This window comes from Rhizobium sp. NZLR10 (assembly GCF_019685125.1).
Lineage (GTDB): Bacteria > Pseudomonadota > Alphaproteobacteria > Rhizobiales > Rhizobiaceae > Rhizobium.
The window spans coordinates 23,198-49,403 of the sequence record NZ_JABDWE010000013.1 but is presented as its reverse complement, the minus strand read 5'-3'; the positions used below and the strand labels follow the sequence as shown (position 1 = coordinate 49,403).

Below are 26,206 nucleotides of genomic sequence, written 5' to 3'. Positions count from 1 at the left end.
GCTACGCGACCTTGATCTTACCCGTCACTGCGTCTGTAATGAGCGCTGTTCGGTATTCTTTTAGCCGTTCAATTCCGTAACCGGTCGTTTTCACTACCTTATCAAGTGCCGCAAGTTCTGCGTCCAAGTGTTCAACAATATCATTCTGCATGCTCAGCGGCGGAAGAGCTAAAACTAGATTACCTGCTTGCCGAAAGTTCAGTCCTTCTCGCGAAGTGCCGTTCTCGTTCGAACTAACTTGTTCCTTCCCTGCGCTCGAACAGAAGAATGCATGTAAGAAACGACTTTGCAGTTTTTGAGGGATGGATCTGAAAATACACACGTGCTGGTTTACATTGGCGGTAGCCAAGGTAGCAGGGACGATACTGGATCTTCCAATAGATGCACCTGTGATGTTGAGAAGTACATCACCCTCCCTGACCCGAGTATTGCGCTGCAACGCTTCAACTTCTTCCGGGACGAAAGCGACATCGTTCAGCCGCAATCCGTCATCGTAGACGTTCTGGCTGCGTAAAATCATCACGCCCTCATCGGTATAGATTTCTGCTCCACCGCGCGGGGTTTTTCCACTACCAATGTAGCTAGCCAAATATTTGATCTTCTTCACCTCCCATCCCTCCGGCACATCTCCGAGCCAGTCGATGCCGCTGGGCTTCATGGGGGTGTCGGGGTTGAGGCCTTTGGTGACAGCGTGGGTGATCAGCGCGGTGCGTTGTTCGGACAGACGGCGCAGAAGCTCCCTCATCCTGGCGATCAGACTATCAATCTCTGCGGTCTTCTCATCCAAAAACCGCGCAATGGCCATTTGCTCATCGAGTGGGGGAAGCGGCAAGGGAAACTTGCGAATATCCGATTGGAAAAGGTGAGGAACGCCTTGCCCATCCTTCATTTCCTGGATTTTCGACTGGATGATATCGGCTTCAATCCACCTGAAAATAAATGCACCGTCAATGTTGTTCTTTCGCGGCCTGACAATAGCGATCGAGCTGTTCACCGTTGCTGGTCTTGGTAGAGAACGCACGAAGTTTGTCGTGCCGAGGGTCGATCCATCTTTTGCAAGCAGAACATCTCCTGGCTCGATCATTATCTCTGGAGATTCTAGGTACCTCTGTTCGTTGATGTAATTGACGTTTTCAAAGTCTATCTCTTTTCCTTTGATGTTTGGCGTGGCAAGGAAGACGTAGCCCTCATCAACATACTCGGACGCTGTCAGGCCTTTCCACCCGAGGCGGGCCTTAACGGTACATTGGAAGTCAATCCGACTGGTCTCCCAGCCCACTGGCACTAGCCCAAGCCGTGGGACGCCACTGTCCTTATATGCTGGATAAGGCGCGTAGCTCATGAGGTGATCCCCTTAAGCATTTCCATGATGTCGCGGGTAACTCCCTCGATATCCGCTTCAATCTCTTCCAACGGGCGCGGCGGTTCATATACATAGAAATGCCGGTTGAGCGGGACTTCATAGCCCATCTTGGTTTTCTTGTGATCGACCCAGGCGTCAGACACATGCGGATGCACCTCGGCGGCCAGATAGGCCTCGACATGGTCAAACACAAGTTCGGGCAGCTCATCATCATTCAGTTCACCTTCGCCAGCGTTAAGCAAGGGAAGCTCAATATCTGTGGGTAGCGGCACCAGTTCGGTATCGCGCAGCTCAGTATCCGGCTCGGGGTTGCGTTTGGCATCAAGGCAGGTGTCGGCGGACTCATCACGTTCCGATAGAGCACTCAGGATCGCATTACGGACCGGCCCTTCCAGCTTAACCGCTGAAGCATTGAAGGCAACATTGAGTAACTTGATGAAGCTGGGACGGTTCTTCACCAAAGTGTCAGGCATGCTTGCCAGCACGGCGATGATCTGATCTTGCAGAGCCTTACCGGCCTTTTCCTCCGCAGCGACAACAGCCGCGTCTTTGCGCTTTTTACTTTCAGCCAACTTTGTAAAAGCCGTCTCACCAGCAAGCCGCGCGATACGGTCGGCGCTGGCCTGGAAATTTAACTTGAGGGGCCGCTCAACGATTATCTTGAGATAGCCAAAGTCACGGTTGTCGAAGATCTTTGAACAAATGCGCTCTTTAGTCTCACCATCGATGATCACGCGTGAGGTGTCGTCGTGTTTGAACGCAGCATATAGGCGGGTAATCTCATTGATGTGATCATCGCTGAGTTCATTGCGCTTGTTGCCCAGGCTCTTACGCATTTTCTGGAAATGTTTGGTGGCGTCAATTAGCTGCACCTTGCCGCGCCGTTCGGGACGCTTGCGGTTCGTGACCATCCAAATGTAGGTCAATATGCCGGTGTTGTAGAACATCTGGTCCGGCAGCGCGATGATCGCATCCAGCCAATCGTTCTCGATGATCCAGCGGCGGATATTACTTTCGCCAGATCCGGCGTCGCCTGTGAAGAGTGGCGAGCCATTGAAGACAATCGCAATCTTGGAGCCGTCTCCGCCTTCTTCGGGGCTTGGGCGCATCTTACTGATCATTGTCTGAAGAAACAGCAACGCACCATCGTTGATACGCGGCGTACCTGCGCCAAAGCGTCCAGAGAACCCAAGGGTATCGGCTTCCTTTTGAACGATGGATTGCTGGGTCTTCCATTCGACGCCAAACGGTGGGTTGGCCATCATGTAGTGAAACTTCTTGTCCGCATGGCCGTCTTCCGTCCTGCCATCGCCGAGCGTGTCACCGAAATGGATGTTGTCGATGGGCTCATCCTTGATAAGCAAATCGGAGCAACAGATCGCATAGGATTCGGCATTATACTCTTGACCGTAGAGGATCAGGTTTGCCTGCGGGTTCTGCTCGCGGATGTACTCTTCAGATAGGGAAAGCATACCCCCGGTTCCACACGTAGGGTCATAGATCGTTCTTGCAATGCCGGGCGTATAGACCTCCTCGTCGTCGGTATACATCAGATGGGCCATTAACCGAATGACTTCACGAGGTGTGAAATGGTCCCCGGCTTCCTCGTTAGCCTGTTCGTTGAACTTGCGAACCAGCTCCTCGAAGATATATCCCATCTGTAGATTACTTATCTTTTTTGGGTGTAGATCAACTTCAGGCTTAGCGAATTCCTGTATAATCAGAAATAATCGGTTGGCATTGTCGAGCTTTTCAACCTCCTGTTCGAAACCAAATTTGTCAAATATGTCCCTGGCTTTGGGCGAAAAGCTATCAATGTAAGTGATTAGGTTACGCGCAATCTGATCTGGTTCTCCGAGAAGATTTTCGAAGTCGTACTTGCTGGTATTGTAAAGCGGCTGATCCCGGCCCTCGGTTGCGGACTTGCCGAGGATCTTATGGATTGCTTCTTCGCTGTGACCTTGGGCTACCAGCTTTTCATACTGCGCGCGTACTTTGGTTCGAGCCGGAGCGAGGACACAATCCATACGACGCAACACGATCATAGGGAGCATCACGCGTCTGTATTGCGGGGGGCGATAAGGGCCGCGCAACTTATTCGCGATGTTCCAGATGAAGCCTACAAGTTGATCATGGTTATGGCTCACACGATTTGTCCCATTGAAAGAATCACGTTTTACAAGGAGTTGGTAATCTGCATAGACTGAGCGCATCAGAGTCCTCAAGGCGGAATACCACAAGATTTGATAGCGAACTTGCTTCTTTGCTCCGCCGCAGTGCGCTATTCCTTCTTAAATTGCTTCGGCGGTGATCGGAGGGCTACTGATCACTGACAGGTCGCGTTTCGGAATCTGATAAATTTTTGCGAGGGGGTATTTAAGTTGCCTTGTACATCCAGTTCCCCCATGGACGCGCTTGTTGGACGGCTTCCAATATATGCCCGTCAATGAGTACAGTCTCTGTACCAGCTTTAGCCCTGACGGAAAGGGTATAAGCGGGATGGGGGCTTGTACGCTGGGGTATAGCTTTGCGTACACAGCAGGCTTATGTGGTTTACGTGTCCGAAAGGGTTAAGTACTCAATTTCGGCAGCGCCGTCAGCGTACTGAACCTCTATGGTCGCTCATCGTCTGAACGTCCGCAATCGGTGCAATCCGGCCGGTTTGAGTTGAGGGAAAGAGTTGGTGTATTGGCTACACAATTTCGGATTTTCCGGGTGGCGCGGCAATTTCCATAAAGAGCGCCCCTTCCCTCCCATAAAGGGTCATTGACCAACGGCCGGCGATGTGCGCCTCTCATTGCTTGCACAAGGAAAATCCCATGCTCAAGTTTCTGCTCACCCTGTCCTTGGGTGTTTTTTGCGTCGCGCCGCTTCAGGCCGGCGAACTCACTCCCGTCACCAAGAGCTGCCTGCCGGGGGAAAAACAGGGACATTGCGAGCGCTGGGTCAAGGATTTCAAGACGGCCATGGAGCTGGCTGGTAAAGGCGATCACGGCGCACAGGTAACCGTCGCCTTCTGCCTGTCCACCGGTTGCCACGGTGCCGTTGCCATCGACAAGGTCGCGTCCTGCAGTTGGCACCTCGTCATCGCCAATTCGGGTGCCGCGACAGTGCTCGATGGTTCCAACATCCGGAACACCTGCCGGCCGATGACGGCGGCTGAGAAAGACCAAGCCCGCGTCTTGTCCCGCGATCTGGTCCAGAAGATCTACAAGCGCCCGATGGTCACGACCGATCAGATGTAGTCTTCATCTCGCCGATTTTGATTGAATTTCCTGGCCCTTAAACTTTTATTCACAGCCTGCTGATCTTGTACTGACCGCAATGATGATCGTCATCGCAGCCGGCAATGTTGCCGCTCCCGATGACGATCCGCACGGCGCGCGGTGATGTTTCCGCTTGCATCTTCGGGATGAACCCGCCGAAATTTTCAATTCGCCTGGTTTCGAAGACAGAGACGCGTGCTCACCCGCACGCATGCGTGGCTCGCCTATCCCTCATTCAGCGCCGCCAGCCTTCCTCGATGACCTCGCGCCCGAAGCAGATTTCATCAGCCGACATGAAGGGCTTTTTAGATGATCAGAACCGTTTCAGCGAAACTCATCCTTGCGACCGGCACTGCGATCGCCGGCGTCCTGATCGCTTACACCGCCTTCAATGCGGTGAGTGTGAAGACCAATACCGAGCGGGAGGTCATGGCGCTTGCGACCGAGCAGGCGGCCGTGGTCAGCCAACAGGTGGCAACCAATATCACCGAGGCCACCTCGGCCGGTACGGCTCTGGCCGCAAGCCTCTCCGGTTTCGTCGACGGCGGATCGAAAAGCCGGGCCGACATCGTTGCGATGATCAAGGCCGTGGCTCCGCAATATCCGAGCGTGTTCGGCGCCTGGATGTGCGAATTGATCGACGGTCCCCACCCGACAACCGGCACGGATGCCTTGAACAAGGAGGGCATTTTCACGCCGTATTGGACCAAGGGCGATGACGGCAAGATGGAATTCTCGACATGGAGCATCAAGCCTGAGGACGAATATTACAGCGCGCCCCTGAAGAGCGGAAAGGCGATCATCACCTCTCCCTATCTGACCAACATGAATAAGCTCGTCACCTCGGTTTCGGTGCCGATGCAGGTGAACGGGACTGTCGTTGGCCTGGCTGGCGTCGATATCAAACTCGATGATCTCACAGCCGCCTTGACGCAGATGCACCCCTTCGATGGCGGGCGGGTCATGCTGCTTGCCAATGACGGCAAGTGGCTCGCCCATCCCGACAAAGACAATCTGATGAAGGACTATGCCGATGCCGGCGCGGATGACGTCAAGCAGGCGCTGGCCGACGGCAAGATGCGGGTGATATCTGGTTTGCCTGATGGCGCCGTCCGCCTGGTCTATCCGTTTACCGCCCGCGGAATGAACACCACCTGGGCAGCGGTCCTGGATGTGCCGGCCGCAACCTTCTCGGCGCCGGTTTGGCAACAGATCTATAATACGGTCATTGGCGGACTTCTTATTCTGGCCGTGATGCTCGGCGTCATTCTGACGGCGAGCCGCACCCTGATCGGCAAGCCGCTGAAGGGCATTCTGAGCGCCGTCCAGAAGATGGCGGGCGGGAATTATCGCGAGCAGATCGACCATAATGGCAGCGCCGACGAGCTTGGAAGCCTGAAGAGCGCGCTCGAAAAATTCCGCCATCAACTCGCCCGCGGCGAGGCGCTCAAGGACGAGCAGGAGACGCTTCAGGCGCAGGTCGAAACCGACCGCAAACGCCAGGGCGACCTCGAGCAGGCCAAGGCCGAGGATCTGCACCATTTCGTCGAAGTCGTGCAGAGCCGGTTCGGCCTTCTGGCTTCGGGCGATCTGACCGTCAGGATGAACGACAAGGTGGCGCCGGAATTCGAGACGATCCGGGCGAACTTCAATACGTCGGTTTCCGCATTGGAAGACACCATCCGCAACGTCGTCCACGCCGTTTACACCATCCGCTCAGGCCTCGGCGAGATTTCGACGGCGTCGAACGATCTTGCGCGGCGCACGGAACAGCAGGCCGCCTCACTGGAGGAAACGGTCGCGGCACTCGGTGAGGTCACCCGCGGCGTCAACGACACGTCCGAAGGGGCAAACAGCGCGCAGCAAACGATGAAGCTTGCCCGCGCCGATGCCGAAAAGGGCGGCGAAGTCGTTGCCCGTGCGATCGAGGCGATGACCGAAATCCAGGGCTCCTCCGGCAAGATCGGCAATATCATCCGGGTGATCGACGAAATCGCCTTCCAGACCAACCTGCTGGCGCTCAATGCCGGCGTCGAGGCAGCGCGGGCCGGTGAAGCCGGCAAGGGCTTTGCCGTCGTCGCCCAGGAGGTCAGGGAACTGGCGCAACGCTCCGCCCAGGCGGCAAAGGAAATCAGCGGGCTGATCTCGATGTCGTCGTCGCAGGTTCAGACCGGCGTCAACCTGGTCGAAGAAACCGGTGTGGCGCTCTCCAAGATCGTCGATCGCGTTGTCGGCATGAGCGATACGGTCAATGAAATCGCCACCAGCGCGCAGGCGCAGGCAATCAGCCTGCGGGAAGTTTCCGCCGCCGCCGATCTGATGGACAAGGTTACCCAGCAGAACGCCGCCATGGTCGAAGAGACGACGGCCGCAGCACAGGGGCTTGCGCAGGAAACGGAGAACCTGGCAGCGGTCGTCGGCCGCTTCGGCCTCGGCGGCGCAGTTTCGCGCGCCAGCCAGTCGCCAGCAGCGATGAAGCTGGCGAGCTGATCAATGCATGTCATCAGGACGTGTGCAGCGGTTCCGAGACACCGACCTGCATAAACAAAAGAGCCAGCTTCACGCCGCAACGCCGGCGTGGAAATAATCTCATTGCCCTCCCGGCTTTCGCGGCTATTCTGCCGACACAGAAAATCGGGAGGAGCACTGATGATCCTGCACTGCGTATTCCTGCGGCTGAAGACCGCGATGACGAGCGACGACAAGCAGTCGCTGTTTGCGGCGATCGCCGCCCTCAAGCAGGTTATTCCCGGCATCCTTGATATCAAATACGGGCCGAACGTTTCGCCCGAGGGGCTGCATGGCGGCTTCGTCGACGGTTTTGCCGTGACCTTTGAGAGTGCTGAGGCTCGCGACGCCTATCTCATCCATCCCGAGCATGCGACCGTTGGCGAGCGCATCGTCTCTTCGACGGATGGAGGCCTTGCCGGCATCCTGGTCTTCGACCTCAATCTCTAAGAGCCGCAAGCGGTCTACGCGAAAACGGGATCGGCCCGAGCGGCCCTCCCCTTGTGCTGCAAGGACATGCTGCACTTAGGCTTGCAGCAGTGTCTCGCAGCCGCGAGCAAACAGCGCCGTCCTCGGCTGATTTATGGAAAAGACTGATACGGATATGCAAAGTTCCGCCCTTCGCCGCGCCGTCACGATCGTCGCGCTCGCGAACCTCGCCTATTTCGGAATCGAGTTCACGGTCGCCCTTTCGATCGGGTCTGTCTCGCTTTTCGCAGACTCGGTCGATTTCCTCGAAGATGCCTCGGTCAATCTGTTGATCCTGATGGCGCTCGGCTGGTCGATGCGGTCGCGAGCCCGCGTCGGCATGGCACTCGCCGCAATTCTGCTCGCACCGGCGATCGCCACGATCTGGACCGCTTGGCAGAAGTTCACCGTGCCTGTTGCGCCCGAGGCCTTTGCGTTATCCCTGACTGGCCTCGGCGCCCTCGTCGTCAATCTGGGCTGCGCCTTGCTGCTCGCCCGCTTTCGTCATCACGGCGGAAGCCTGACGAAGGCGGCCTTCCTGTCCGCCCGCAACGACGCGGTCGCGAATATTGCAATCGTCGGTGCGGGATTGATCACCGCGTTTTTCTGGACGTCGGCGTGGCCCGACCTGATCGTCGGGATCGGCATCGCAATCATGAATGTCGATGCGGCGCGCGAGGTGTGGACTGCGGCCCGTGACGAGCACCGGGCCGCACCCTGACTGTGCGCCGGCTCAGCTCGATTTCGCCATGGCGGCGGCGAGCTGGTCGACATTGTAGCGGAACATCTTCTCATAGGTCGGCGCCGGACCCTTGGCGTCGGAGAGGGACTCGACATAGAGCTCGCCGCCGGGCTCGGCACTGGTTGCCTTGGCGACCTGCTTGACGAGGCGGGGATCGTTGGAATTCTCGAAGAAATAGGCCTTCACGTGCTCGCCCTTGATCTGCTCGATCAGCTTGGCGACGTCGGCGGCCGATGCCTCGCTTTCGGTGGAAAGGCCGAGGGGCGCGAGGAAGCTGACATTATACTCGCGGCCGAAATAACCGAAGGCATCATGGCTGGTCAGCACCTTGCGGCGATCGTCGGCTACCTTGTCGAATTTCGCGTGGGCGTAGGTGTTCAATTCGTCCAGCCTCTTTGTATACGTCTCGGCATTGGCCTTGAACGCCGCGGCATCGGCGGGGTCGGCAGATGACAGCGCCCTTTCGATATTGGCGACCCAGATCTTGACGTTGACCGGGCTGTTCCAGACATGCGGATCGGTGATCTTTTCGCCGTCCTCATCCATGGTGCGGGTGTCGATGCCTTCGGAGACGGTGACCGGCTTGCCCTTGTAGCCCGAGGCGGTGATCAGCCGGTCCATCCAGCCTTCCAGCCCTTCGCCGCTGACGAAAGTCACTTGAGCCGCGTTCAAATTCTTGGCGTCGGCCGGGGACGGCTCGAATTCATGGGGATCGCCATTCGGCCCAACCAGGCTCTTCACGTCAACATGGTCGCCGCCGACTTGTTTGACGACGTCGGCAAGCACGGTGAAGGAGGCAACCACCTTCAGCGTTTCGGCGGAGGCCGGCATGGCCGACAGCGCCATCAGAGCGGGGATTGCTGCGGAGAGAAGCAGTCTTTGCGGGGTCATCGAAGTCTCCTTGGGATCAGCCCTTCAGATGCGGGCGGGGAAAGAAGCGCCTGGCGAGGCCGGAGGGCGCGAAAAGGATGGAAAAGGCGTAGAGGATCGCCGCCGTCATGATGATCGTCGGGCCGGAGGCGAGTTCGAGATGGTAGGAGGCGATCAGGCCGAGATAGCCGGAGGCGGCGGCACTTGAAGCAGCGATCGCCATCATCACGGCTAAGTTGCGCGACCAGAGCTGGGCGACCGCCGCCGGCAGCATCATCAGGCCGACGGCCATCAGCGTGCCGAGCGCCTGGAAGCTGGCGACGAGGTTCAAGACCACCAGCAGCAGGAACAGCACGTGATAGACCGGCCCGCGCCCGCCGACGGCGCGCAGGAAACCGGGATCGAAGCATTCGGCCACCAGCGGGCGGTAGATGAGGGCGAGGATGACAAGGGTCAGCGAGGTGATCGCGCCGATCAGATAAAGGGCCGGAGCATCGATCGCCAGAATGGTGCCGAAGAGCACATGCAGCAGATCGATATTCGAACCGCGCAGCGAGACGATCAGCACGCCGAGCGCCAGCGACGCGAGATAGAAGCTGGCAAAGCTCGCATCCTCCTGCAGCACGGTCATCCGGCTGACGGCGCCGGAAAGCAGCGCCACCGACAGGCCGGCGACAAGGCCGCCGAGGCCCATCGCCGTCAGCGACAGCGAGCCGGCGACGAGGTAACCGATCGCCGCCCCCGGCAGCACGGCATGGCTCATGGCATCGCCCATCAGGCTCATGCGCCTGAGCATCAGGAAGACGCCGATCGGCCCGGAGCCGAGTCCGAGGCAAAGGCAGGCGACCAGCGCCCGGCGCATGAAACCGAAATCGGCAAACGGCGCGAAGAAGAGATCGTAAGCCGTCATGCCGCCGGCGCCTGTTCAGGGCCGCAAGCCTCGGCATCCTCATCCCAGCGCTCGGCCATGGCGCGGGCCTTCAGCAGATTGACTGAAGACATGACCTCGGCGGTCGGGCCCCAGCCGACAAGCTCGCGGGCAAGCAGCAGGGTCTCGGGAAAATGCGCGCGCACGAGCTCGAAATCATGCAGCACGGCAATCACCGTGCGGCCCTCGCCATGCCAGCGGGTGACGATATCGATCAGGTCCCTGGTGGTGCGGGCATCGATTGCCGTAAACGGCTCGTCGAGCAGGATGATGCCGGCATCCTGCAGCAGCAGGCGGGCAAACAGCACACGCTGGAATTGGCCGGCCGACAACGATCCGACATGACGTTTTCCAAAACCTTCGAGGCCGACGGCAGATAGCGCCTCGCCTGCCCTCTTCACCTCGGCCGCAGCAATTCGACCGAAGGCTCCTGCCGTCTTCCAGGCGCCGAGCATGACGGTGTCGATGACCGAGATCGGAAAACGCCGGTCGATCTCGGCCGCCTGCGGGAGATAACCGAACTCCGCTCGCCCCAGCCGGTGCTCGACCCTGCCTTCGGCCGGGCGAAGCTCACCCATAATCGCCTTCAACAACGTCGACTTGCCCGCCCCATTCGGCCCGGCAATCGCCGTCAGGCTGCCCGGCGCAAAGGCGCCGGAGACATGGTGGATGGCGGGATGCCGGTTATAGGCGACCGTCAGATTGTCGAGACGGATCGCCGGCGTCATGGCAGCAGAACCGCCCAATGAATGGCCAGCCAAAGGGCGGCAACGACCAGCGAGATGCCGATCACTCTGGATAGAGCCGACTGTCCCAGCAGGCTGACGAAGGGGCGGTCGGGACTCGGGGGCATGGCTCATCCTACAAATGTAATAACATTACGGTTATGTTATAACGATTGCGGCGAGATTGAGGCGCGGCTTCGTCGCGAAGTTGTTATTGCGGGATAGCGAGGTGCGGCCATTTGACAGCCAAGTGCGTCAGGCCAGACTTGCTCCATGATCAGGCCGGAGTGGAGGCTGAACCTGTCGAAGCAGCGTCGGCCAGCAGCGACATTGTGCTCGAGGCCAAGCCCGAGCCTGCCGGACGTTAGCGAGGGCGACCGACGAGAAGCACAATGGGCGTGCATCCGGCCAAACGCCGCGGTCCTAGCTCCAAAAGCCACCCCACCCTCCGTCCTCTTCGGGCTTGACCCGAGGATCCACTCTGCTCTCGATCGGCACCGGGCGTGGATCCCAGGCTCGGAGGCCTGGGATGAAGGAGATTGGGAGCGTGGTTCTGCCAAACTCGCCGTTGGCGTGCGCTGCACTCAGGATGCCGAAACATCATTGATGAATTTCAACGAAGTTGTAGTGTCTGGCCATGACAAGCGCCATATTCTTTGCCGCAGCAGGCGTGACGTTCGTTATTGTGCTCTGGCTGATGTTTCCAGCCATCACGAGCCGTCGCGACCCGATGAAAATGACTCCCGGCGAACACGGCTGGTATGCAAAGCGGGTTTTTCCGCTGATGCTGCTGTTTGGCGCGTTTGCCACTATCGGAAGCCTGGCTGGGCAATGGGGATGGCCCTGAGAGCCGCCGAAACCCGCTCGCACTTTTCTGCATCACACCTCAGGACTGCCCAAACAATTGGAAAAGGCCGACTGAACGGCCGCGCCTTCATCTGTTGATGCGCGCAGGCGCAGCGCTCCAGCTTAGATGTCGCACCCAATACCGAGCGTTCGGTTCCTCTGGTTGATCACAATGCAACTTGTCCCCACACGTCGCTGCCCTTGCTCCAAAAGCCGCCCCACCCTCCGTCGTCCTCGGGCTTGACCCAGGGCTTGACCCGAGGATCCACTTTGTCCTCGATCAGCGCCGGGCGTGGATCCCAGGCTCAAGGCCTGGGATGACAGAGGGTTGGGGGCCAATAGGCCAAACTCAGTGCGTCGATTTCCAGGTATTAAGTGGCAGATACCCATCGAAAGCTCAGAGCAATTCCAGCATCGCGGCTGCACCCGAGACCGTGGCCTGGCCGGGGCTTTCCTCGATGTTGAGGGCTTTGACCACGCCGTCTTCCAGCAGCATCGAATAACGCTTGGAGCGCAGGCCGAGGCCGCCGGCGGAGAGGTCGGTGTCGAGGCCGACGGCCTTGGTGAAGCCGGCGTCCCAATCGGCGAGGAAGTGGATCTTGCCCATGCCGCCGGAGGATTGCGCCCAGGCGCCCATCACATGCCAGTCGTTGACAGAGACAACGGCGATGTCGTCGACGCCTTTGCCGAGGATGGTGTCGCGGTTTTCGAGATAACCCGGCAGGTGGTTCAGCGAGCAAGTGGGCGTGAAGGCGCCCGGCACGGCAAACAGCACGACGCGTTTGCCGGAAAAGAGCTGGTCCGTGGTGATTTCGACCGGGCCGTCAGCGGTCTTTTCCTTGAAGGTGGCAGCAGGAAGCTTGTCGCCGATTGCGATGGTCATGGTTTTCTCCTTGAGTTCCGGCTTTGGAGGGCCGGCTTGTTGAGGTTCTGGCATTGGCGGCGGCGGGCACCGCAGAAGGATCTGCGGCGACTATAAGATCGGCTCCTTCAAAGGCAAGGCCGAGCGTTCAAAGGCAAGCCCGTCACTCAAAAGGAACGGTCGTCTCCATTGCCCTTTCGCCATTGATTACCAGCACGCCCCAGCGCTTGCCTGATATGTCGTAATCCTTCGGCAGTTTGCCGATGGCGACATCGGTCTTGAAGACAGCGCCGTCGCGTTTGCCGCCGATCTGCTTGGTGAAGGCATAACCGCTCGGCCCGGTGACGATGATATCGGGCGCGCCCGTCCCTTCGCCCGGCAAGGCCAGCGTCAGCGACAGCGTCTTCCGGTCAGCCGCCATCGCATGCGCCGTCACATCGAAATCGGCCGATGGCGCCTTCGGCAGGCTTGCATCGGCCGCCGCAAGGATCGCCTCCTCTTGGCGGTGCGACTGGATGGCAGGGCCAAGCTTCAGCTGAAAATTCGCCTGGAAGGGAATGCAGATATCTTTGCAGATGCCGATGAAGGCCAAGGCGTCGATCTCGACTTCGCCTTTGCCTGCCGCTTTCAGCGACAGCGGCAGCGTTACCGGCGCGTCATAGCCGATATCCTCGACCACGCCGTTGAAGAAATGCTTCGGAACGGGATAGCCGATGGCATCGAGCGTCACGCCGCTGCCCGCCGCGATGGTGAACTGAGGCGGAATGCCGCTGTTTCCGGGCTCTTTCCAATAGGTGATCCAGCCTGCTTTCGGCTCGATCTGCAGAGCGGCGCGGATTTTGCCGGCGGCATCGGGCGCCAGTGCGACGAGGCGCATACGGCCGCCTTCGTTCTCCGCCCAGGCGCTCATTTCCGCGTGGGCCGAACAATGGGCGGCGAGGGCTGCGCCCATTGAGACGACCGCAATTAAAAGCCGGCGCGGGACCGAGGAAATAATCATCATGGAACAAAGGTTTATCGAAAGTGCTGTTTGGCCGCCAGAAGTCGCGGCGATTTAAATCTTCATTTTTGGTTGATTGATGTGTGACATTGGCCCATGTTTCTCTTGTCAAGCCTCGGTGCGGTTGGCAGCAGGAGGAACGATGTCCTTATCGACGCTGAAGAACAGACGGGAACGTGGCTTCTTCGATGGCCAGTTCCTCATCGCCATGCCCGGCATCGAAGACCGCAATTTTGCGCGCACGGTGATCTATATCTGCGCTCATTCGGATGCCGGCGCCATGGGCTTCGTCATCAACCGCCCGCAGAACCTCACCTTCACCGATGTGCTGCTGCATCTCGATATGATCAAGCAGGAAGATTCGATCGTGCTGCCGAAGCGAGCGCGCGACTTCCCGATCCAGACCGGCGGCCCGGTGGAAAGCGGCCGCGGCTTCGTGCTGCATTCGGACGATTACTCCAGCGATTCCTCGATCCCCGTCAGCGACGACATCTGCCTGACGGCGACGCTCGACATCGTACGTGCCATCTCCAAGGGCGATGGGCCAACGCGCGCGACGATGCTGCTCGGCTATTCCTCCTGGTCGGCCGGCCAGCTGGAAAACGAGGTCGTCAACAATGGCTGGCTCACCTGCGCGGCCAATGAGGAACTGATCTTCGACCGCAGCCTCGACGACAAATACGAGCGGGCGCTCGCCGGCATGGGCGTTACCGCTGCCATGCTTTCGGCCGAAGCCGGGCATGCCTGAGCCGACTGGCCTGAATGTGGCGGGAACGAATAGTTGCGATTGACGTTTCACTTCGGCAAACACGGGCAAGAGGCCCGTGCTGACGAAGGAGACATCACCTATGGGTAGCACCAGCGACAAGATTTCCGGCAAGGCAAACGAAATTGCCGGCAAGACCAAACAGGCCGTCGGCAAGGCCACGGATGATCGCGAAATGCAGGCCAAGGGCACCGTTCAGGAAGCCAAAGGCAAGGGACAGGTCGCAACCGGCAAGGTCAAGGACAAGCTCAAGGGCGCCGTCGACCGGCTCTGAGCCGCAAGCTCATCCGTCATGAACCATGCCTGCTGCGCCCCTCGCGCGGCAGGCATTTTTAATCCACCACACTCAGGCTGTGCAGAGATATACGATGAAGCTTTTCGCCTGCGACAATTGCGATCAGGTCGTCCACTTCGACAACCGCCAATGCGTCCGTTGCAACCATCGCCTCGGCTTCCTGCCCGGCGATCTCGCCATGCATGCGCTGGAGCCGCGCGACGAAACGCTTTGGCAGCTCGTTTCGGACCCCGACCGTGAAGTCCGCTTCTGCGCCAATGCCGGCCTCGATATCTGCAACTGGCTGGTGGATGGCGATGGCGAAAGCGAATTCTGCGTTGCCTGCCGCCATAACCGGCTGGTTCCGAACACCGATACCCAAAACGGAATCGATCGCTGGCGGCGCATCAGCCAGGCGCAGCGTCATCTGTTTTATTCGCTGTTGCGCTGGAGGCTGCCGCATCCCGATCGGGCGCAAGATACGAAAGGTGGCCTGGTGTTCGATTTCCTCGAAGATTCGATCGAGAGCAACGGCTACGTCGTGCCGGCCATGACCGGCCACGAGGAAGGGCTGATCACCATCCGCGCCGCAGAGGCCGACGATGCGACGCGCGAGCAGGCGCGCAGTTCGATGAACGAACCCTATCGCACCCTGCTTGGCCATTTCCGCCATGAGACCGGCCATTTCATCTGGAACAAGCTGGTGCGCGACCGCAACGGCCAGGCGGATTTCCGCGCCGTCTTCGGCGACGAGCGGCAGGATTATGCAGCCGCCCTGCAAAACCACTATGCCGGCGGCGCGCCCTCGGGATGGCAGGACAATTTCATCAGCGCCTATGCTGCATCCCACCCCTGGGAGGATTTTGCCGAATGTTTCGCCCACTACCTCCATATCGTCGATACGCTCGAAACCGCCCGCGCCTTCGGCATCGCCATCGATCCTCGCGGCCATGAGGAAATCGCCGGCGAGGTGGATTTCCTCCCCTACCGGGCAAGGAGCGCCGAACAGCTGGTCAGCGCCTGGGTGCCGCTCAGCCTGGCGATCAACGCCATCCAGCGCAGCATGGGCCAACCGGATTCCTACCCCTTCGTGCTCTCCTCACCTGTCGTGGCCAAGCTCGAATATCTGCACCGGCTGATCCAAGGCGCGGCGGCATCGTAGCAGGCGGCGGCGCGAGAGAGCTGCTGCTTGCTTCCTCTTCTCCCCAGCGGGGGTCCGAAGGACGGGTCGAGACCTGTGGCTCGACCGCGGTCGGTGGCCCGAAGGGTCTGATGAGGGTGCACGCACGGCGTGCCCTTCATCATTGCCCTTCGCTCGCGCTCAGCGCATTCGCGCTCGCCGCTCACCCCCTCATCTGCCTGCCGGCATCTTCTCCCCGCTGGGGAGAAGGGGAATCGTGGCAGCGCCTCGAGCAGCAGGAGAAACAATCCTGCCCATTATCCGGCTTACTTAGAACGAAACCGCCTTGCCCTTCTTGAACGGCTCCATGCCCCTGCGTGCAAGTTCATCGGCGCGTTCGTTTTCCGGGTGGCCGGCGTGGCCCTTGACCCAGTGCAGCGTCACCGTGTGGCGGTTGCGGGCTTCTTCCAGCGCCTGCCAGAGCTCGGCATTCTTCACCGGCTTCTTGTCGGCGGTCTTCCAGCCGTTTTTCTTCCAGCCGAAAATCCACTTGGAGATGCCGTCCTTGACATAGGCGCTGTCGGTATAGAGATCGACCTCGCACGGGCTCTTCAATGCCTGCAACGCCGAGATTGCCGCCAGCAGTTCCATGCGGTTGTTGGTGGTATCCGCCTCGCCGCCGCACAGCTCTTTTTCGGTGTCGCCATAACGCAGCACCGCGCCCCAGCCGCCGGGGCCGGGATTGCCGGAGCATGCGCCGTCGGTGAAGATATCGACGTGTTTCATAGGCTCAATCCATATTCGGCCGGCGATTTGATCTGCCGGTGGAAGCGCAGTTTGCGGAGATATTCAAGCGGGTCCTTCTTGGTGACCATGGCGCCCTCAGGCGTCGTCAGCCAGTCATAGAGCCGCGTCAGGAAGAACCGCAGCGCCGAACCGCGCGACAGCACCGGCAAGGCGGCGATTTCGGCTTCGCTCAACGGGCGCACGCTCTGGTAACCCTCGAGCATCGCCGTGCCCTTGGTGATGTTGTAAGCGCCGTCCTTTTCGAAACACCAGGCATTCAGGCAGATCGAGACGTCATAGGCGAGCAGGTCGTTGCAGGCGAAATAGAAATCGATCAGGCCGGAGAGCCGATCGCCGAGGAAGAAGACATTGTCGGGGAAGAGGTCGGCGTGGATGACGCCAGCCGGCAGGCCCTTCGGCCAGGCGGCGGAGAGGAAATCGAGTTCGCTGCGGATCTCGTTCTGCAGGCCGGGCTCGACCTCGCCGGCGCGTGCCTCGGACTTCTCCCAGAGCGATTGCCAGCCGTCGATCGAAAGCGCGTTCGGGCGCTTCAGCGCGAAACCTTCGCCGGCGACATGCATTTCGGCCAGCGCCCGGCCGACCTCGCGGCAATGCTTGGCTTCCGGCTTTCTGAGCCACATGCCTTCGAGGAAGGAAATCAGCGCCGCCGGGCGGCCGGAAAGCGAACCGAGCAGCGCGCCATCGCGGCGCGGCAGCGGCAGCGGGCAGGACAAGCCGCGGGCGGCAAGATGCTGCATCAGGCCGAGAAAAAACGGCAGATCGGTCTTTTCCACCCGCTTCTCATAGAGCGTCAGGATCAGCGGGTCCTTGGAGGTGTGCAGCAGGAAATTGGAGTTTTCGACGCCTTCGGCGATCCCCTTGTAGGAGAGCAGCGTGCCCGCGTCATATTCCGTCAGGAACCATTTCAGATCGTCTTCGGCGATATCGGTATAGACTGCCAAGTGAGGTCTCGCCTTCATGCATTGCTGTTATTGGATCCACCGGACTGACGATCCGGGGTCGCGATAGGGTTTTAAAATGATCAGCCGTTGACGAAGGCCATGTCGGCCGCCGTCAGCTCGATGCTGCGCAATTCGCGATTGACGAGGAAATTTTCGGTCTCCCGCACCGTTTCGGCCAGCTCGACGCGGGCGTCGAAGCGGGCGCGGAACGCCTCGATGATCTCATTGACGATGACCTCGGGAGCGGAGGCGCCGGCGGAAAGGCCGAGCGTCGAAATCGTGCCGATCTCGTTCCAGTCGAGTTCGGCGGCGCGCTGCACCAGGATCGATTTCTTCGCCCCTGCCCTCAGCGCCACTTCGACGAGGCGCCTGGAATTGGAGGAATTCGGCGCGCCGACGATGATGAAGAGATCGCAGCCGGGAGCTGCCTGCTTCACCACTTCCTGGCGGTTGGTCGTCGCATAACAGATCGAGTCCGCTGCCGGCGCCGTCAGATTCGGGAAGCGCTCGTGCAGGCGGGTGATGACGCCGGCGGTATCGTCGACCGACAGCGTCGTCTGGGTGACATAGCCAAGATTGTCGGCGTCAACGGGAACATAGGCGTCGGCATCCTCGATCGTCTCGATCAGCGAAACCGAACCCTCCGGCAGCTGCCCCATCGTGCCGATCACCTCGGGGTGGCCGGCATGGCCGATGAGGACGACATGGCGGCCGAGGCGATTGTGGCGCATCGCCTGCTTGTGGACCTTGGAGACCAGCGGGCAGGTGGCGTCGAGATAGAACAGGTTGCGGCTCGCCGCATCCTCCGGCACGGATTTCGGCACGCCATGGGCTGAAAAGACCACCGGCTGGGCGCGATGCTCGGCCGGGATCTCGTCGAGCTCCTCGACGAAGACGGCGCCCTTGGCCTCCAGCCCCTCGACGACGTAGCGATTGTGGACGATCTCGTGGCGCACATAGACTGGCGCGCCATAGGATTTCAGCGCCAGCACGACGATCTGGATGGCGCGGTCGACGCCGGCGCAGAAGCCGCGCGGGCCGCAGAGCCTGATCGTCAAAGGAGGTTTCGCCGCAATATTCATGTCTGTTCCGGGTTGAGAGATTTAGGGACCTCTAGCCCAATATAAGCGAGAATTGAAGCGATACTATTGCGCAGGCTGCTTGCCGGGTTTGCGGAACCAGGAGATCCCGACCACGGTGACGAGCACGGCGGCAAGCCCGTACCAGGTGAAGGCATATTGCAGGTGGTCGTTCGGCAGAGCCACTTGGGTGACGCCGCCGATCGGCAGGCCGGCCGGATTGGGGGTGGAATCTGCATCGACGAAAAACGGAATGACGCGCGCCTTGTCCAGCCCGACGCTTTCGGCCATGACGTCGAGATCTTTCCAGTAGAAGATGTTCTTGGCGACGTCGTTGTCCGGCACCACCCAGGAGGGTTTGCCGGGAAGTTTTTCGCGGGCCAGGCCGGTGACGGTTTGCTGGTCGGTCAGCTGGCCCTGCATGCGCATTTCCGGCTCCTTGTTCTCATAGGGAACGAAGCCGCGATTGACCAAGAGCGTGCGCCCGTCGGCAAGCTCGAGGGGCGTATAGACGTAGAAGCCGGTCTGGCCGCGCCAGGTGGCGAAGAAGTGCCGCTCCTTGTTGTTGATATAGCGGCCGGTGGCGGTGACCCTGCGATATTCGATGTCGCCGCCGCTTGCTGCCATCGCCTCGATATCGGCAAGCGGAACGGGGGCAGCCAGCTGGCGCGCGGCGATATCGGCAAGCAGGCCTTCCTTCCAGTGGAGGCGTTCCACCTGCCAGGTGCCGAGCGAAATCAGGATGGCAAGGGCGATCAGTACCAGGATGCCGGTGATGACAGGCAGCCGGCGGCGCGGCATTACGTGCTCTATATCAGTCACTCAGGCGTCCTTCGCGGGCATTATGGCGGTATTGCATGGCGATCAGGATGCCCTTGAACCAGCGCAGCGTCAGCAGCGACAGGATAATCGTCAGCGGCCCGAAGAGCAGGATGTGCACCCAGATCGGCGGCCCGTAATTCACCTGCAGCCACAATACCATGCCTATGACGATGAAGCCGACGATGAGGATGACGAAAACGGCCGGGCCGTCACCGGAATCGGCGAAGGAATAATCGAGGCCGCAGGACGCGCAGCGCGGCTTGAGCCCGAGCAGACCATCGAACAGCTTGCCCTGGCCGCAGCGCGGGCAGCAGCCCTTGATGCCTGTCTTGACCGGGTCGACGGGGGGATAATGGGCGCTATCTTCGCTCATGCCATTCCTTCTCGGCAGTCCATGCTGCCTTAACTCTCCCATAAAGTATTCGCATCCCGAATGGAAATGCCTGCGCGTCCACCTGTTGGTGATTCGCGCCAAACAGAAGAAGAAAACTGATGACGAGCGATAACCATGCCGGACAGATCATTATCCTGAACGGTGCGCCGAGAAGCGGAAAATCCAGCATTGCGCGCGCAATCCAGGAGGAATTCGAGGGGCCGTGGATCAACCTCGGCGTCGACAGCTACAATACCATGACGCCGAAGCGTTTCCTGCCCGGCATCGGCCTGAGGCCCGGCGGTGAGCGGCCGGAACTCGAAGAACTGGTGCCGTTCCTCTATGCGGCCCTTTATGAGTCGATCGCCATCCACGCCGGATTGGGGCTCAATGTAGTGGCCGATCTCGGCCATCATGACAGCTACTCGCAGCCGCTCGGCATCCTCGGCGACTGTACCCGACGCCTGGAAGGCTTTTCCGTGCTGTTCGTCGGCGTGCACTGTCCGATCGAGACGATCATGCAGCGGCGGGAATTCAAACAAGAAGGCCGCGAGACACTCTATCTCCGCGCCAGCGAAGCGGTGCCGGTCCCCGAGCCGGTGCAGCGCTGGCAGGATGAAGTGCACCGGCCGGGCATCTATGACATGGAGGTCGATACGTCGGTGCTCACCGCGCTCGAATGCGCCGAGGCGATCCGCTTGCGGCTGGATCTCGGCATTCCAGTGCCTTCGGCTTTCGAGCGGATTGCTGGCGCGCGCTGATGGCTATAGAACTTCAGCAGGTGAAAGAGGCCGCGGGCTGGCAAGCCTATCATGCCATTCGGCGGCATGTATTGTTCGAACTGCGCGGCCTCGACAGTTACGATGACCAGCATCCGGATGAGCATGAGGCGCGCCATATACCGCTCCTGCTGAGGAAGGACGGCGTTGCTCTCGGCACAGTCCGCCTCGATCTGTCGGATGGTGTGACCGGTGTCGTGCGGCTTGTCGCCATCCTGCCGGAACACCAGAGACAAGGGTTCGGGCGGATTTTGATGTCCGAAGTCGAGAAACTATCGGCCAAGCACGGCCTCTGCCGCCTGGAGGTCCATGCCGCGCCGGATGCCGTGCCTTTCTACGAAAAGCTCGGCTGGGTCATGGTCGACACCGACAGAAGCAGTCCGCTCATGGTGAAGGACATTCAATCCGTTCGAGGCACCTGATCGGGCAACAGTCCAGGTCGCGGCTCTGAATTCACGCAGACGTTTTCGATTCCGGGCTGCTTTGCCCCAGGCGCGGCTCCGTCCCCGCCAGCAGTCGCTGGGTGTTGGCGCGATGGCGCGCAATCACATAAACGCCGCCTGCAATCACCAGCAAGCGATAGGGCACCGGCTGCTCCAGACTGCAGATGAGGGCGATCGCGGTCAAAGCCGCCAGCATCGAAGCAAGGGACACAATCCTGAAGACGGCGAGGACGCCGCGAAAAACCGCCACGGCGCCCAAACCCACCGGCCAGGATATTGCGAGCAATACGCCGAGCCCGGTCGCAACGGATTTTCCACCTTTGAAATTCAGCCAGATCGACCGGCTATGGCCCAGCAACACGGCCAATCCGGCCAGGCAAACAGTCCAGGCCAGCCAGGTTTCCAGATCAAGCCCTGGCGGCGTGCCGTACAGCAATCTGTGGAACCAGGGATAAAACCAGCAGGCAAAGAGGATTGCCCCCACGCCTTTCAGCACATCCACCAGGAGAACGGCCGACGCAGGCCACTTCCCCAGCGTTCGCAATACGTTGGTTGCGCCAATCGACCGAGACCCGTGCTCCCTGATATCGATGCCCCTGAGCAGTCTCCCCGCGAGATAACCTGTCGGCATGGAACCGATGAGATAAGCGATCGCCAAACCAACCACGCAGTTATCCAGAAAACCATGGAGGCACCTCGCCGCTCGAATGTCAGGCAATCATCATTTCGTCGTTTTCGGGCGACACGCATCAAGCCATAAAAAAGGCGGGCACGAGGCCCGCCTTCTATTTGAATATCGCTGCAATCAGCCGGCTGCGACCGGTGCGCCCCAGCCGCCCCAGACGTAGATGCAGAAGAACAGGAACAGCCAGACGACGTCGACGAAGTGCCAGTACCAGGCGGCCGCCTCGAAGCCGAAATGCTGTTTCGGGGTGAAGTCGCCGCGCATCGCGCGGATCAGGCAGACAGCCAGGAAGATCGTGCCGACGAGGACGTGGAAACCGTGGAAGCCGGTCGCCATGAAGAAGGTCGCGCCGTAGATCGAATTCTTGAAGGCGAAGGGCGCGTGGGCATATTCATAGGCCTGCACGCAGGAGAACAGCACGCCGAGCAGCACCGTCAGCGTCAGGCCCTGGATCAGGCCCTTGCGGTCGTTGTGCAACAGCGCATGGTGCGCCCAGGTGACCGTCGTGCCGGAAAGCAGCAGGATGACGGTGTTGTAGATCGGCAGGTGCCAGGGATCGAGGACCTCGATGCCCTTCGGCGGCCAGGTGCCGCCGGTATAGAGCAGGCGCGCGGCCTGAATCGCTTCGTTCGGATAGAGGCTGGCGTCGAAATAGGCCCAGAACCAGGCAACGAAGAACATCACTTCGGAAGCGATGAACATGATCATGCCATAGCGCAGGTGCAGCGAGACGACGCGGGTGTGGGCGCCCTCATGGGCTTCCTTCACCGTATCGGCCCACCAGCCGTACATGACGTAGAGAACCAGCGCGAAGCCGATGTAGAAGAGCCAGGGATTGGCGAGTTCGAAGCCGGCGACCTTGAACGAGCCGCCGTTCAGGTAACGCATGTAGCAGACGCCGCCGATCGCCATGAGGAAGGCGCCGAGCGAGGCGATAATCGGCCACGGGCTCGGATCAATGATGTGATAGTCGTGATTTTTCTGATGAGCATCGGCCATGTATTATCCCCGGATGTCTTCCTTCACTCGGCTCCCGGCTTAGCCGGAAACGAGCCTTGATCAAAGTTTCTTTTCAATCTTTACCGCTCCACCCTCATTCGAAGCCAGCGGCTTCGGACCCTCTTTCGGGTAGAACGTATATGACAGCGTGACCGTACGGATGTTCTTCGATTCCACGGCCTTGACGATTTCCGGATCGATGTAGAACACCACCGGCATGTCGAGCTTCTCGCCCGGCTTCAGGTCCGTTTCCGTAAAACAGAAACATTGCACCTTGTTGAAATAGACGCCCGCCTCGCCCGGCGTGACGTTGAAAACCGCCTGGCCGCGCTGGGTTTCGTTCGAACGATTCTCGGCGGTGAAATGGACCTTTATCGTTTCGCCAATCTTCGGATTGACCTCGCGCTCGACCGGCTTGAAGTCCCATTGCAGGCCGGGCGCGACATTGGCGTCGAAGGTGACGCGCATCGTGCGGTCGAGCACGACGCTCGACACCTGGTCGACGCGCTGGGTCGTACCGTTATAACCGGTGACCTGGCAGAAGATCCGGTAGAGCGGCACGGCAGCGTAGCTCATCGCGCCCATGCCGAAAACGAAGCTCAGGCACATCATCACCACGGCGCCGTTGTTGCGGCCCGGCTTTTTCGGTGCGGCGGCGTTGTCGCTCATCCCGCCGTTCCCCCGCCGATCTTCACGATTGCCATCACGTAGAAGAGAACGACGAGGCCGGCAAGCACCAGCCCCAGGGCGATGTTGCGGTTGCGGCGCGACCTGAGTTGCTTTTCCGTGAGCTTGACCAATTCCATCAGAACCAACCTCCCGTATGCGAGACCAGCACCGACGCCAGCCGGTCGATCATCAAGGCGGAGAACACAGCGAAAAGATAAAAGATCGAGAAGCCGAAGAGCTTCTTTGCCGGGATCATCTTCAGATCGCCGTCGGGCATCCGCCAGACGGCGATGGAACAGTAGATGAAGATCGCGCCGAGGGCGGCGGCCACCAGGCCATAGCCGAGGCTGGCGAAGCCGAGGAAGGTTGGCAACACCGCGCAGACGGCGGTCAGCACTGCATAGGCGACGATCTGATGTTTGGTCACCCGCTCGCCGGCGACGTTCGGCAGCATCGGCACGCCGACGGCCTCGTAATCGCGCATCTTGAACAGCGCCAGCGCCCAGAAATGCGCCGGCGTCCACAGGAAGATGATCAGGAAAAGCACGGTGCTCTCGATCGTCACACTATCGGTCACGCAGGCCCAGCCTATCATCGGCGGAAAGGCGCCGGCAGCACCGCCGATGACGATGTTCTGCGGCGTCGAGCGCTTCAGCCACATGGTGTAGACGACGGCGTAGAAGAAGATGGTGAAGGCAAGGATGCCGGCCGAGAGCCAGTTGACGGCAAGGCCGAGGATCACCACCGAAAAGCCCGAAAGCACCAGGCCGAAGGCCAGCGCTTCCGAGGGGGCGATGCGGCCGGCCGGGATCGGACGATTGGCGGTGCGGCTCATGATGGCATCGATGTCGGCATCGTACCACATGTTCAGAGCGCCGGAGGCGCCGGCGCCGACGGCGATACAGAGAATGGCGATCAGGCCGAGGACGGGATGGATGTGGCCCGGCGCCAGCACCAGGCCGGCAAGGGCGGTGAACACCACGAGCGACATCACCCGCGGCTTCAGCAATTCGAAATAATCGCGTGCACTCGCTTCCGACAATTCGCCGTCCTTTGCAAGCGTCCCGTGATTGTCGATGACCGTCATCATTCCGTCCTGAATGTCAGAATATCAGGACGCCGTATCGAATGCGGCGTCCTGACACCCGCGCAATTACTTGATGCGCGGAAGCTGTTCCCACTGGTGATAGGGCGGCGGCGAAGGCAGCTGCCATTCGAGCGTCGTCGCACCCTCGCCCCACGGATTGTCGCCGGCGACGCGCTTCTTGGCGAAGGCTTCGAAGACGCCGAAGAGGAAGATCAGCACGCCGAAGGCCGAGATGTAGGAGCCGATGGAGGACACATAGTTCCAGCCGGCAAAGGCATCCGGATAATCGATGTAGCGGCGCGGCATGCCGGCAAGGCCGAGGAAATGCTGCGGGAAGAACACCAGGTTGACGCCGATGAACATGACCCAGAAGTGCAGCTTGCCGACCAACTCGTTGTACATGTAGCCGGTCATCTTCGGGAACCAGTAGTACCAGCCGGCGAAGATCGCGAAGACGGCGCCGAGCGACAGAACGTAGTGGAAGTGGGCCACGACGTAATAAGTGTCATGCAGCGAGCGGTCGAGACCGGCATTGGCGAGCTGGACGCCGGTAACGCCGCCGACCGTGAACAGGAAGATGAAGCCGATCGCCCAGAGCATCGGCGTGCGGAATGAGATCGAGCCGCCCCACATCGTCGCGATCCAGGAGAAGATCTTCACACCGGTGGGAACGGCGATGACCATCGTCGCGAAGACGAAGTAGCGCTGCGCGTCGAGCGACAGGCCGACCGTATACATGTGGTGGGCCCAGACGACGAAGCCGACGGCGCCGATCGCGACCATGGCGTAGGCCATGCCGAGGTAGCCGAAGATCGGCTTCTTCGAGAAGGTCGAGATGATGTGGCTGACCATGCCGAAGCCCGGCAGGATGAGGATGTAGACCTCGGGGTGACCGAAGAACCAGAACAGGTGCTGGTAGAGGATCGGGTCGCCGCCGCCTTCCGGAGAGAAGAAGGAGGTGCCGAAGTTACGGTCGGTGAGCAGCATGGTGATACCGCCTGCCAGGACCGGCAGCGACAGCAACAGCAGGAAGGCGGTGATCAGCACCGACCAGGCAAACAGCGGCATCTTGTGCAGCGTCATGCCGGGAGCGCGCATGTTGAGGATCGTGGTGATGAAGTTGATCGCACCGAGGATCGACGAGGCGCCGGCAATATGGAGCGCGAAGATCGCAAGGTCGACCGCCGGACCGGGCGTACCGGTTGTTGCCAGTGGCGGATACATCGTCCAGCCGCCGCCGGTACCGTAAGCGCCTGCCGGGCCCTCGACGAACATCGACAGCAAGAGCAGCGCGAAGGCCGGAACGATCAGCCAGAAGGAGATGTTGTTCAGACGCGGGAAGGCCATGTCGGGCGCGCCGATCATGATCGGCACCATCCAATTGGCGAAACCGCCGATCATCGCCGGCATGACCATGAAGAAGATCATGATCAGCGCGTGGGCCGTGGTGAACATGTTGAACATCTGCTTGGCGCCGTCGATGGCGGCATCGCCCTCATAGCCGTAGACCATCGAGGCCAGGCCATGGAAGATCTGGATGCCCGGCTCCTGCAGCTCCATGCGCATGGCGACGGAAAGCGCGCCGCCGATGATGCCGGCAATGATCGCGAAGATCAGATAAAGCGTGCCGATGTCCTTGTGGTTCGTCGAGAACAGCCAGCGATTGGCAAAGCTCGGCTTGTGCGCATGGTGATCACCGTGCCCATGATCGTGATCATCATGCGCGTGGTCGTGATCATGAGAATGATCGTCGTGAGCGGAAGGTCCAGCCATTGTCCCGGTCC

The 26,206-nt window shown here is 60.1% G+C and carries 28 protein-coding genes and 1 pseudogene; 10 read left to right on the top strand and 19 right to left on the bottom strand.

Annotation, left to right across the window (positions count from 1 at the left end; genetic code table 11):
* Position 1: 1 nt before the first annotated feature.
* Together HJB82_RS19630 and HJB82_RS19625 are read right to left on the bottom strand one after the other, a co-directional pair.
* Positions 2-1,342, bottom strand: a complete 1,341-nt coding sequence (locus tag HJB82_RS19630; protein WP_221141059.1) for a restriction endonuclease subunit S — start codon at positions 1,340-1,342, stop codon at positions 2-4.
* Positions 1,339-3,576: a class I SAM-dependent DNA methyltransferase gene (locus HJB82_RS19625; RefSeq protein WP_221141057.1), complete on the bottom strand. Its 2,238-nt coding sequence runs from the start codon at positions 3,574-3,576 to the stop codon at positions 1,339-1,341. The genes HJB82_RS19630 and HJB82_RS19625 overlap by 4 nt, the downstream gene beginning before the upstream one ends.
* Before the next feature lie 606 nt (positions 3,577-4,182).
* Here HJB82_RS19625 and HJB82_RS19620 point away from each other — a divergent pair.
* From HJB82_RS19620 to HJB82_RS19605, 4 genes are all read left to right on the top strand, one after another.
* Complete coding sequence (locus HJB82_RS19620; RefSeq protein ID WP_221141055.1) at positions 4,183-4,608, top strand: hypothetical protein; 426 nt, start codon at positions 4,183-4,185, stop codon at positions 4,606-4,608.
* A 330-nt stretch (positions 4,609-4,938) separates the two neighbouring features.
* On the top strand, positions 4,939-7,119 hold the full coding sequence (locus tag HJB82_RS19615; protein ID WP_221141054.1) for a methyl-accepting chemotaxis protein: 2,181 nt from the start codon (positions 4,939-4,941) through the stop codon (positions 7,117-7,119).
* Positions 7,120-7,278: 159 nt separating this feature from the next.
* Complete coding sequence (locus HJB82_RS19610; RefSeq protein WP_221141052.1) at positions 7,279-7,587, top strand: Dabb family protein; 309 nt, start codon at positions 7,279-7,281, stop codon at positions 7,585-7,587.
* A 154-nt stretch (positions 7,588-7,741) separates the two neighbouring features.
* Positions 7,742-8,326, top strand: a complete 585-nt coding sequence (locus HJB82_RS19605) for a cation transporter (RefSeq protein WP_221116900.1) — start codon at positions 7,742-7,744, stop codon at positions 8,324-8,326.
* Positions 8,327-8,338: 12 nt separating this feature from the next.
* On the opposite strand, the gene HJB82_RS19600 is transcribed toward HJB82_RS19605, so the two are convergent.
* From HJB82_RS19600 to HJB82_RS31665, 4 genes are read right to left on the bottom strand one after another with little or no spacing between them, the layout of a single operon-like run.
* The gene (locus HJB82_RS19600; RefSeq protein WP_221132245.1) at positions 8,339-9,238 is read right to left on the bottom strand and encodes a metal ABC transporter solute-binding protein, Zn/Mn family; all 900 of its coding nucleotides are present in this window, start codon (positions 9,236-9,238) and stop codon (positions 8,339-8,341) included.
* Between the two features lie 16 nt (positions 9,239-9,254).
* Positions 9,255-10,127, bottom strand: coding sequence for a metal ABC transporter permease (locus HJB82_RS19595; RefSeq protein WP_221116898.1), 873 nt, complete (start codon positions 10,125-10,127; stop codon positions 9,255-9,257).
* On the bottom strand, positions 10,124-10,873 hold the full coding sequence (locus HJB82_RS19590; protein ID WP_221116897.1) for a metal ABC transporter ATP-binding protein: 750 nt from the start codon (positions 10,871-10,873) through the stop codon (positions 10,124-10,126). The genes HJB82_RS19595 and HJB82_RS19590 overlap by 4 nt, the downstream gene beginning before the upstream one ends.
* Positions 10,870-10,998, bottom strand: a complete 129-nt coding sequence (locus HJB82_RS31665) for a hypothetical protein (RefSeq protein ID WP_259669774.1) — start codon at positions 10,996-10,998, stop codon at positions 10,870-10,872. Before HJB82_RS31665 ends, HJB82_RS19590 begins: the two co-directional genes overlap by 4 nt.
* Positions 10,999-11,507: 509 nt before the next feature.
* Between HJB82_RS31665 and HJB82_RS19585 the strand changes: the two genes are divergently transcribed.
* The gene (locus tag HJB82_RS19585; protein WP_221132246.1) at positions 11,508-11,717 is read left to right on the top strand and encodes a hypothetical protein; all 210 of its coding nucleotides are present in this window, start codon (positions 11,508-11,510) and stop codon (positions 11,715-11,717) included.
* 396 nt (positions 11,718-12,113) lie between these two features.
* Here the strand turns inward: HJB82_RS19585 and HJB82_RS19580 are convergent, their stop codons facing one another.
* Both HJB82_RS19580 and HJB82_RS19575 read right to left on the bottom strand, forming a co-directional pair.
* Positions 12,114-12,599: a peroxiredoxin gene (locus HJB82_RS19580; RefSeq protein ID WP_221141050.1), complete on the bottom strand. Its 486-nt coding sequence runs from the start codon at positions 12,597-12,599 to the stop codon at positions 12,114-12,116.
* 142 nt (positions 12,600-12,741) lie between these two features.
* Positions 12,742-13,581, bottom strand: a complete 840-nt coding sequence (locus HJB82_RS19575) for a protein-disulfide reductase DsbD domain-containing protein (RefSeq protein WP_221141048.1) — start codon at positions 13,579-13,581, stop codon at positions 12,742-12,744.
* Between the two features lie 139 nt (positions 13,582-13,720).
* Here HJB82_RS19575 and HJB82_RS19570 point away from each other — a divergent pair, with 139 nt between their 5' ends.
* From HJB82_RS19570 to HJB82_RS19560, 3 genes are all read left to right on the top strand, one after another.
* The gene (locus HJB82_RS19570; protein WP_207583225.1) at positions 13,721-14,326 is read left to right on the top strand and encodes a YqgE/AlgH family protein; all 606 of its coding nucleotides are present in this window, start codon (positions 13,721-13,723) and stop codon (positions 14,324-14,326) included.
* A 100-nt stretch (positions 14,327-14,426) separates the two neighbouring features.
* Positions 14,427-14,618: a CsbD family protein gene (locus tag HJB82_RS19565; RefSeq protein ID WP_007632797.1), complete on the top strand. Its 192-nt coding sequence runs from the start codon at positions 14,427-14,429 to the stop codon at positions 14,616-14,618.
* Positions 14,619-14,712: 94 nt separating this feature from the next.
* Entirely contained in the window at positions 14,713-15,780 is a 1,068-nt protein-coding gene (locus HJB82_RS19560; protein WP_221141046.1) for a putative zinc-binding metallopeptidase, read from the top strand.
* Between the two features lie 288 nt (positions 15,781-16,068).
* Here HJB82_RS19560 and rnhA read toward each other — a convergent pair whose 3' ends face one another.
* From rnhA to HJB82_RS19535, 5 genes are all read right to left on the bottom strand, one after another.
* Entirely contained in the window at positions 16,069-16,524 is a 456-nt protein-coding gene (gene rnhA, locus HJB82_RS19555; RefSeq protein WP_207583223.1) for a ribonuclease HI, read from the bottom strand.
* Positions 16,521-17,486, bottom strand: coding sequence for a homoserine kinase (locus HJB82_RS19550; protein ID WP_207583222.1), 966 nt, complete (start codon positions 17,484-17,486; stop codon positions 16,521-16,523). The genes rnhA and HJB82_RS19550 overlap by 4 nt, the downstream gene beginning before the upstream one ends.
* Before the next feature lie 80 nt (positions 17,487-17,566).
* Positions 17,567-18,568 (bottom strand): 4-hydroxy-3-methylbut-2-enyl diphosphate reductase, encoded by a 1,002-nt coding sequence (ispH, locus tag HJB82_RS19545; protein WP_207583221.1) that lies wholly within the window; start codon positions 18,566-18,568, stop codon positions 17,567-17,569.
* A gap of 63 nt (positions 18,569-18,631) precedes the next feature.
* Positions 18,632-19,387, bottom strand: a complete 756-nt coding sequence (locus HJB82_RS19540; protein ID WP_207583220.1) for an SURF1 family protein — start codon at positions 19,385-19,387, stop codon at positions 18,632-18,634.
* A complete protein-coding gene (locus HJB82_RS19535) occupies positions 19,380-19,760 on the bottom strand; it encodes a DUF983 domain-containing protein (RefSeq protein WP_207583219.1) in 381 nt (126 codons plus the stop codon). The genes HJB82_RS19540 and HJB82_RS19535 overlap by 8 nt, the downstream gene beginning before the upstream one ends.
* Before the next feature lie 119 nt (positions 19,761-19,879).
* Between HJB82_RS19535 and HJB82_RS19530 the strand changes: the two genes are divergently transcribed.
* Positions 19,880-20,521, top strand: a complete 642-nt coding sequence (locus tag HJB82_RS19530) for a chloramphenicol phosphotransferase CPT family protein (protein ID WP_207583218.1) — start codon at positions 19,880-19,882, stop codon at positions 20,519-20,521.
* The gene (locus HJB82_RS19525; RefSeq protein ID WP_207583217.1) at positions 20,521-20,961 is read left to right on the top strand and encodes a GNAT family N-acetyltransferase; all 441 of its coding nucleotides are present in this window, start codon (positions 20,521-20,523) and stop codon (positions 20,959-20,961) included. The genes HJB82_RS19530 and HJB82_RS19525 overlap by 1 nt, the downstream gene beginning before the upstream one ends.
* Before the next feature lie 31 nt (positions 20,962-20,992).
* Here the strand turns inward: HJB82_RS19525 and plsY are convergent.
* From plsY to ctaD, 6 genes and pseudogenes are all read right to left on the bottom strand, one after another.
* Positions 20,993-21,669 (bottom strand): annotated as a pseudogene (plsY, locus tag HJB82_RS19520) (glycerol-3-phosphate 1-O-acyltransferase PlsY).
* A gap of 118 nt (positions 21,670-21,787) precedes the next feature.
* Positions 21,788-22,666, bottom strand: coding sequence for a cytochrome c oxidase subunit 3 (locus HJB82_RS19515; protein ID WP_207583215.1), 879 nt, complete (start codon positions 22,664-22,666; stop codon positions 21,788-21,790).
* Positions 22,667-22,726: 60 nt separating this feature from the next.
* Positions 22,727-23,335, bottom strand: coding sequence for a cytochrome c oxidase assembly protein (locus tag HJB82_RS19510; protein ID WP_207583214.1), 609 nt, complete (start codon positions 23,333-23,335; stop codon positions 22,727-22,729).
* The gene (locus tag HJB82_RS19505) at positions 23,332-23,472 is read right to left on the bottom strand and encodes a hypothetical protein (protein ID WP_207583213.1); all 141 of its coding nucleotides are present in this window, start codon (positions 23,470-23,472) and stop codon (positions 23,332-23,334) included. Before HJB82_RS19505 ends, HJB82_RS19510 begins: the two co-directional genes overlap by 4 nt.
* Complete coding sequence (locus tag HJB82_RS19500; RefSeq protein ID WP_207583212.1) at positions 23,472-24,422, bottom strand: heme o synthase; 951 nt, start codon at positions 24,420-24,422, stop codon at positions 23,472-23,474. The genes HJB82_RS19505 and HJB82_RS19500 overlap by 1 nt, the downstream gene beginning before the upstream one ends.
* A 66-nt stretch (positions 24,423-24,488) precedes the next feature.
* Positions 24,489-26,195 carry a cytochrome c oxidase subunit I gene (gene ctaD / locus HJB82_RS19495; protein ID WP_207583211.1) on the bottom strand — a complete coding sequence of 569 codons (1,707 nt, stop codon included), beginning with the start codon at positions 26,193-26,195 and terminating at the stop codon, positions 24,489-24,491.
* Positions 26,196-26,206: the final 11 nt, after the last annotated feature.

Bases quoted from the DNA above. Each gene is read 5' to 3' on its own strand.
- HJB82_RS19630 (WP_221141059.1), bottom strand. From the start codon at position 1,342: ATGAGCTACGCGCCTTATCCAGCATATAAGGACAGTGGCGTCCCACGG.
- HJB82_RS19625 (WP_221141057.1), bottom strand. From the start codon at position 3,576: ATGCGCTCAGTCTATGCAGATTACCAACTCCTTGTAAAACGTGATTCT.
- HJB82_RS19620 (WP_221141055.1), top strand. From the start codon at position 4,183: ATGCTCAAGTTTCTGCTCACCCTGTCCTTGGGTGTTTTTTGCGTCGCG.
- HJB82_RS19615 (WP_221141054.1), top strand. From the start codon at position 4,939: ATGATCAGAACCGTTTCAGCGAAACTCATCCTTGCGACCGGCACTGCG.
- HJB82_RS19610 (WP_221141052.1), top strand. From the start codon at position 7,279: ATGATCCTGCACTGCGTATTCCTGCGGCTGAAGACCGCGATGACGAGC.
- HJB82_RS19605 (WP_221116900.1), top strand. From the start codon at position 7,742: ATGCAAAGTTCCGCCCTTCGCCGCGCCGTCACGATCGTCGCGCTCGCG.
- HJB82_RS19600 (WP_221132245.1), bottom strand. From the start codon at position 9,238: ATGACCCCGCAAAGACTGCTTCTCTCCGCAGCAATCCCCGCTCTGATG.
- HJB82_RS19595 (WP_221116898.1), bottom strand. From the start codon at position 10,127: ATGACGGCTTACGATCTCTTCTTCGCGCCGTTTGCCGATTTCGGTTTC.
- HJB82_RS19590 (WP_221116897.1), bottom strand. From the start codon at position 10,873: ATGACGCCGGCGATCCGTCTCGACAATCTGACGGTCGCCTATAACCGG.
- HJB82_RS31665 (WP_259669774.1), bottom strand. From the start codon at position 10,998: ATGCCCCCGAGTCCCGACCGCCCCTTCGTCAGCCTGCTGGGACAGTCG.
- HJB82_RS19585 (WP_221132246.1), top strand. From the start codon at position 11,508: ATGACAAGCGCCATATTCTTTGCCGCAGCAGGCGTGACGTTCGTTATT.
- HJB82_RS19580 (WP_221141050.1), bottom strand. From the start codon at position 12,599: ATGACCATCGCAATCGGCGACAAGCTTCCTGCTGCCACCTTCAAGGAA.
- HJB82_RS19575 (WP_221141048.1), bottom strand. From the start codon at position 13,581: ATGATGATTATTTCCTCGGTCCCGCGCCGGCTTTTAATTGCGGTCGTC.
- HJB82_RS19570 (WP_207583225.1), top strand. From the start codon at position 13,721: ATGTCCTTATCGACGCTGAAGAACAGACGGGAACGTGGCTTCTTCGAT.
- HJB82_RS19565 (WP_007632797.1), top strand. From the start codon at position 14,427: ATGGGTAGCACCAGCGACAAGATTTCCGGCAAGGCAAACGAAATTGCC.
- HJB82_RS19560 (WP_221141046.1), top strand. From the start codon at position 14,713: ATGAAGCTTTTCGCCTGCGACAATTGCGATCAGGTCGTCCACTTCGAC.
- rnhA (WP_207583223.1), bottom strand. From the start codon at position 16,524: ATGAAACACGTCGATATCTTCACCGACGGCGCATGCTCCGGCAATCCC.
- ispH (WP_207583221.1), bottom strand. From the start codon at position 18,568: ATGAATATTGCGGCGAAACCTCCTTTGACGATCAGGCTCTGCGGCCCG.
- HJB82_RS19535 (WP_207583219.1), bottom strand. From the start codon at position 19,760: ATGAGCGAAGATAGCGCCCATTATCCCCCCGTCGACCCGGTCAAGACA.
- HJB82_RS19530 (WP_207583218.1), top strand. From the start codon at position 19,880: ATGACGAGCGATAACCATGCCGGACAGATCATTATCCTGAACGGTGCG.
- HJB82_RS19525 (WP_207583217.1), top strand. From the start codon at position 20,521: ATGGCTATAGAACTTCAGCAGGTGAAAGAGGCCGCGGGCTGGCAAGCC.
- HJB82_RS19515 (WP_207583215.1), bottom strand. From the start codon at position 22,666: ATGGCCGATGCTCATCAGAAAAATCACGACTATCACATCATTGATCCG.
- HJB82_RS19510 (WP_207583214.1), bottom strand. From the start codon at position 23,335: ATGAGCGACAACGCCGCCGCACCGAAAAAGCCGGGCCGCAACAACGGC.
- HJB82_RS19505 (WP_207583213.1), bottom strand. From the start codon at position 23,472: ATGGAATTGGTCAAGCTCACGGAAAAGCAACTCAGGTCGCGCCGCAAC.
- HJB82_RS19500 (WP_207583212.1), bottom strand. From the start codon at position 24,422: ATGACGGTCATCGACAATCACGGGACGCTTGCAAAGGACGGCGAATTG.
- ctaD (WP_207583211.1), bottom strand. From the start codon at position 26,195: ATGGCTGGACCTTCCGCTCACGACGATCATTCTCATGATCACGACCAC.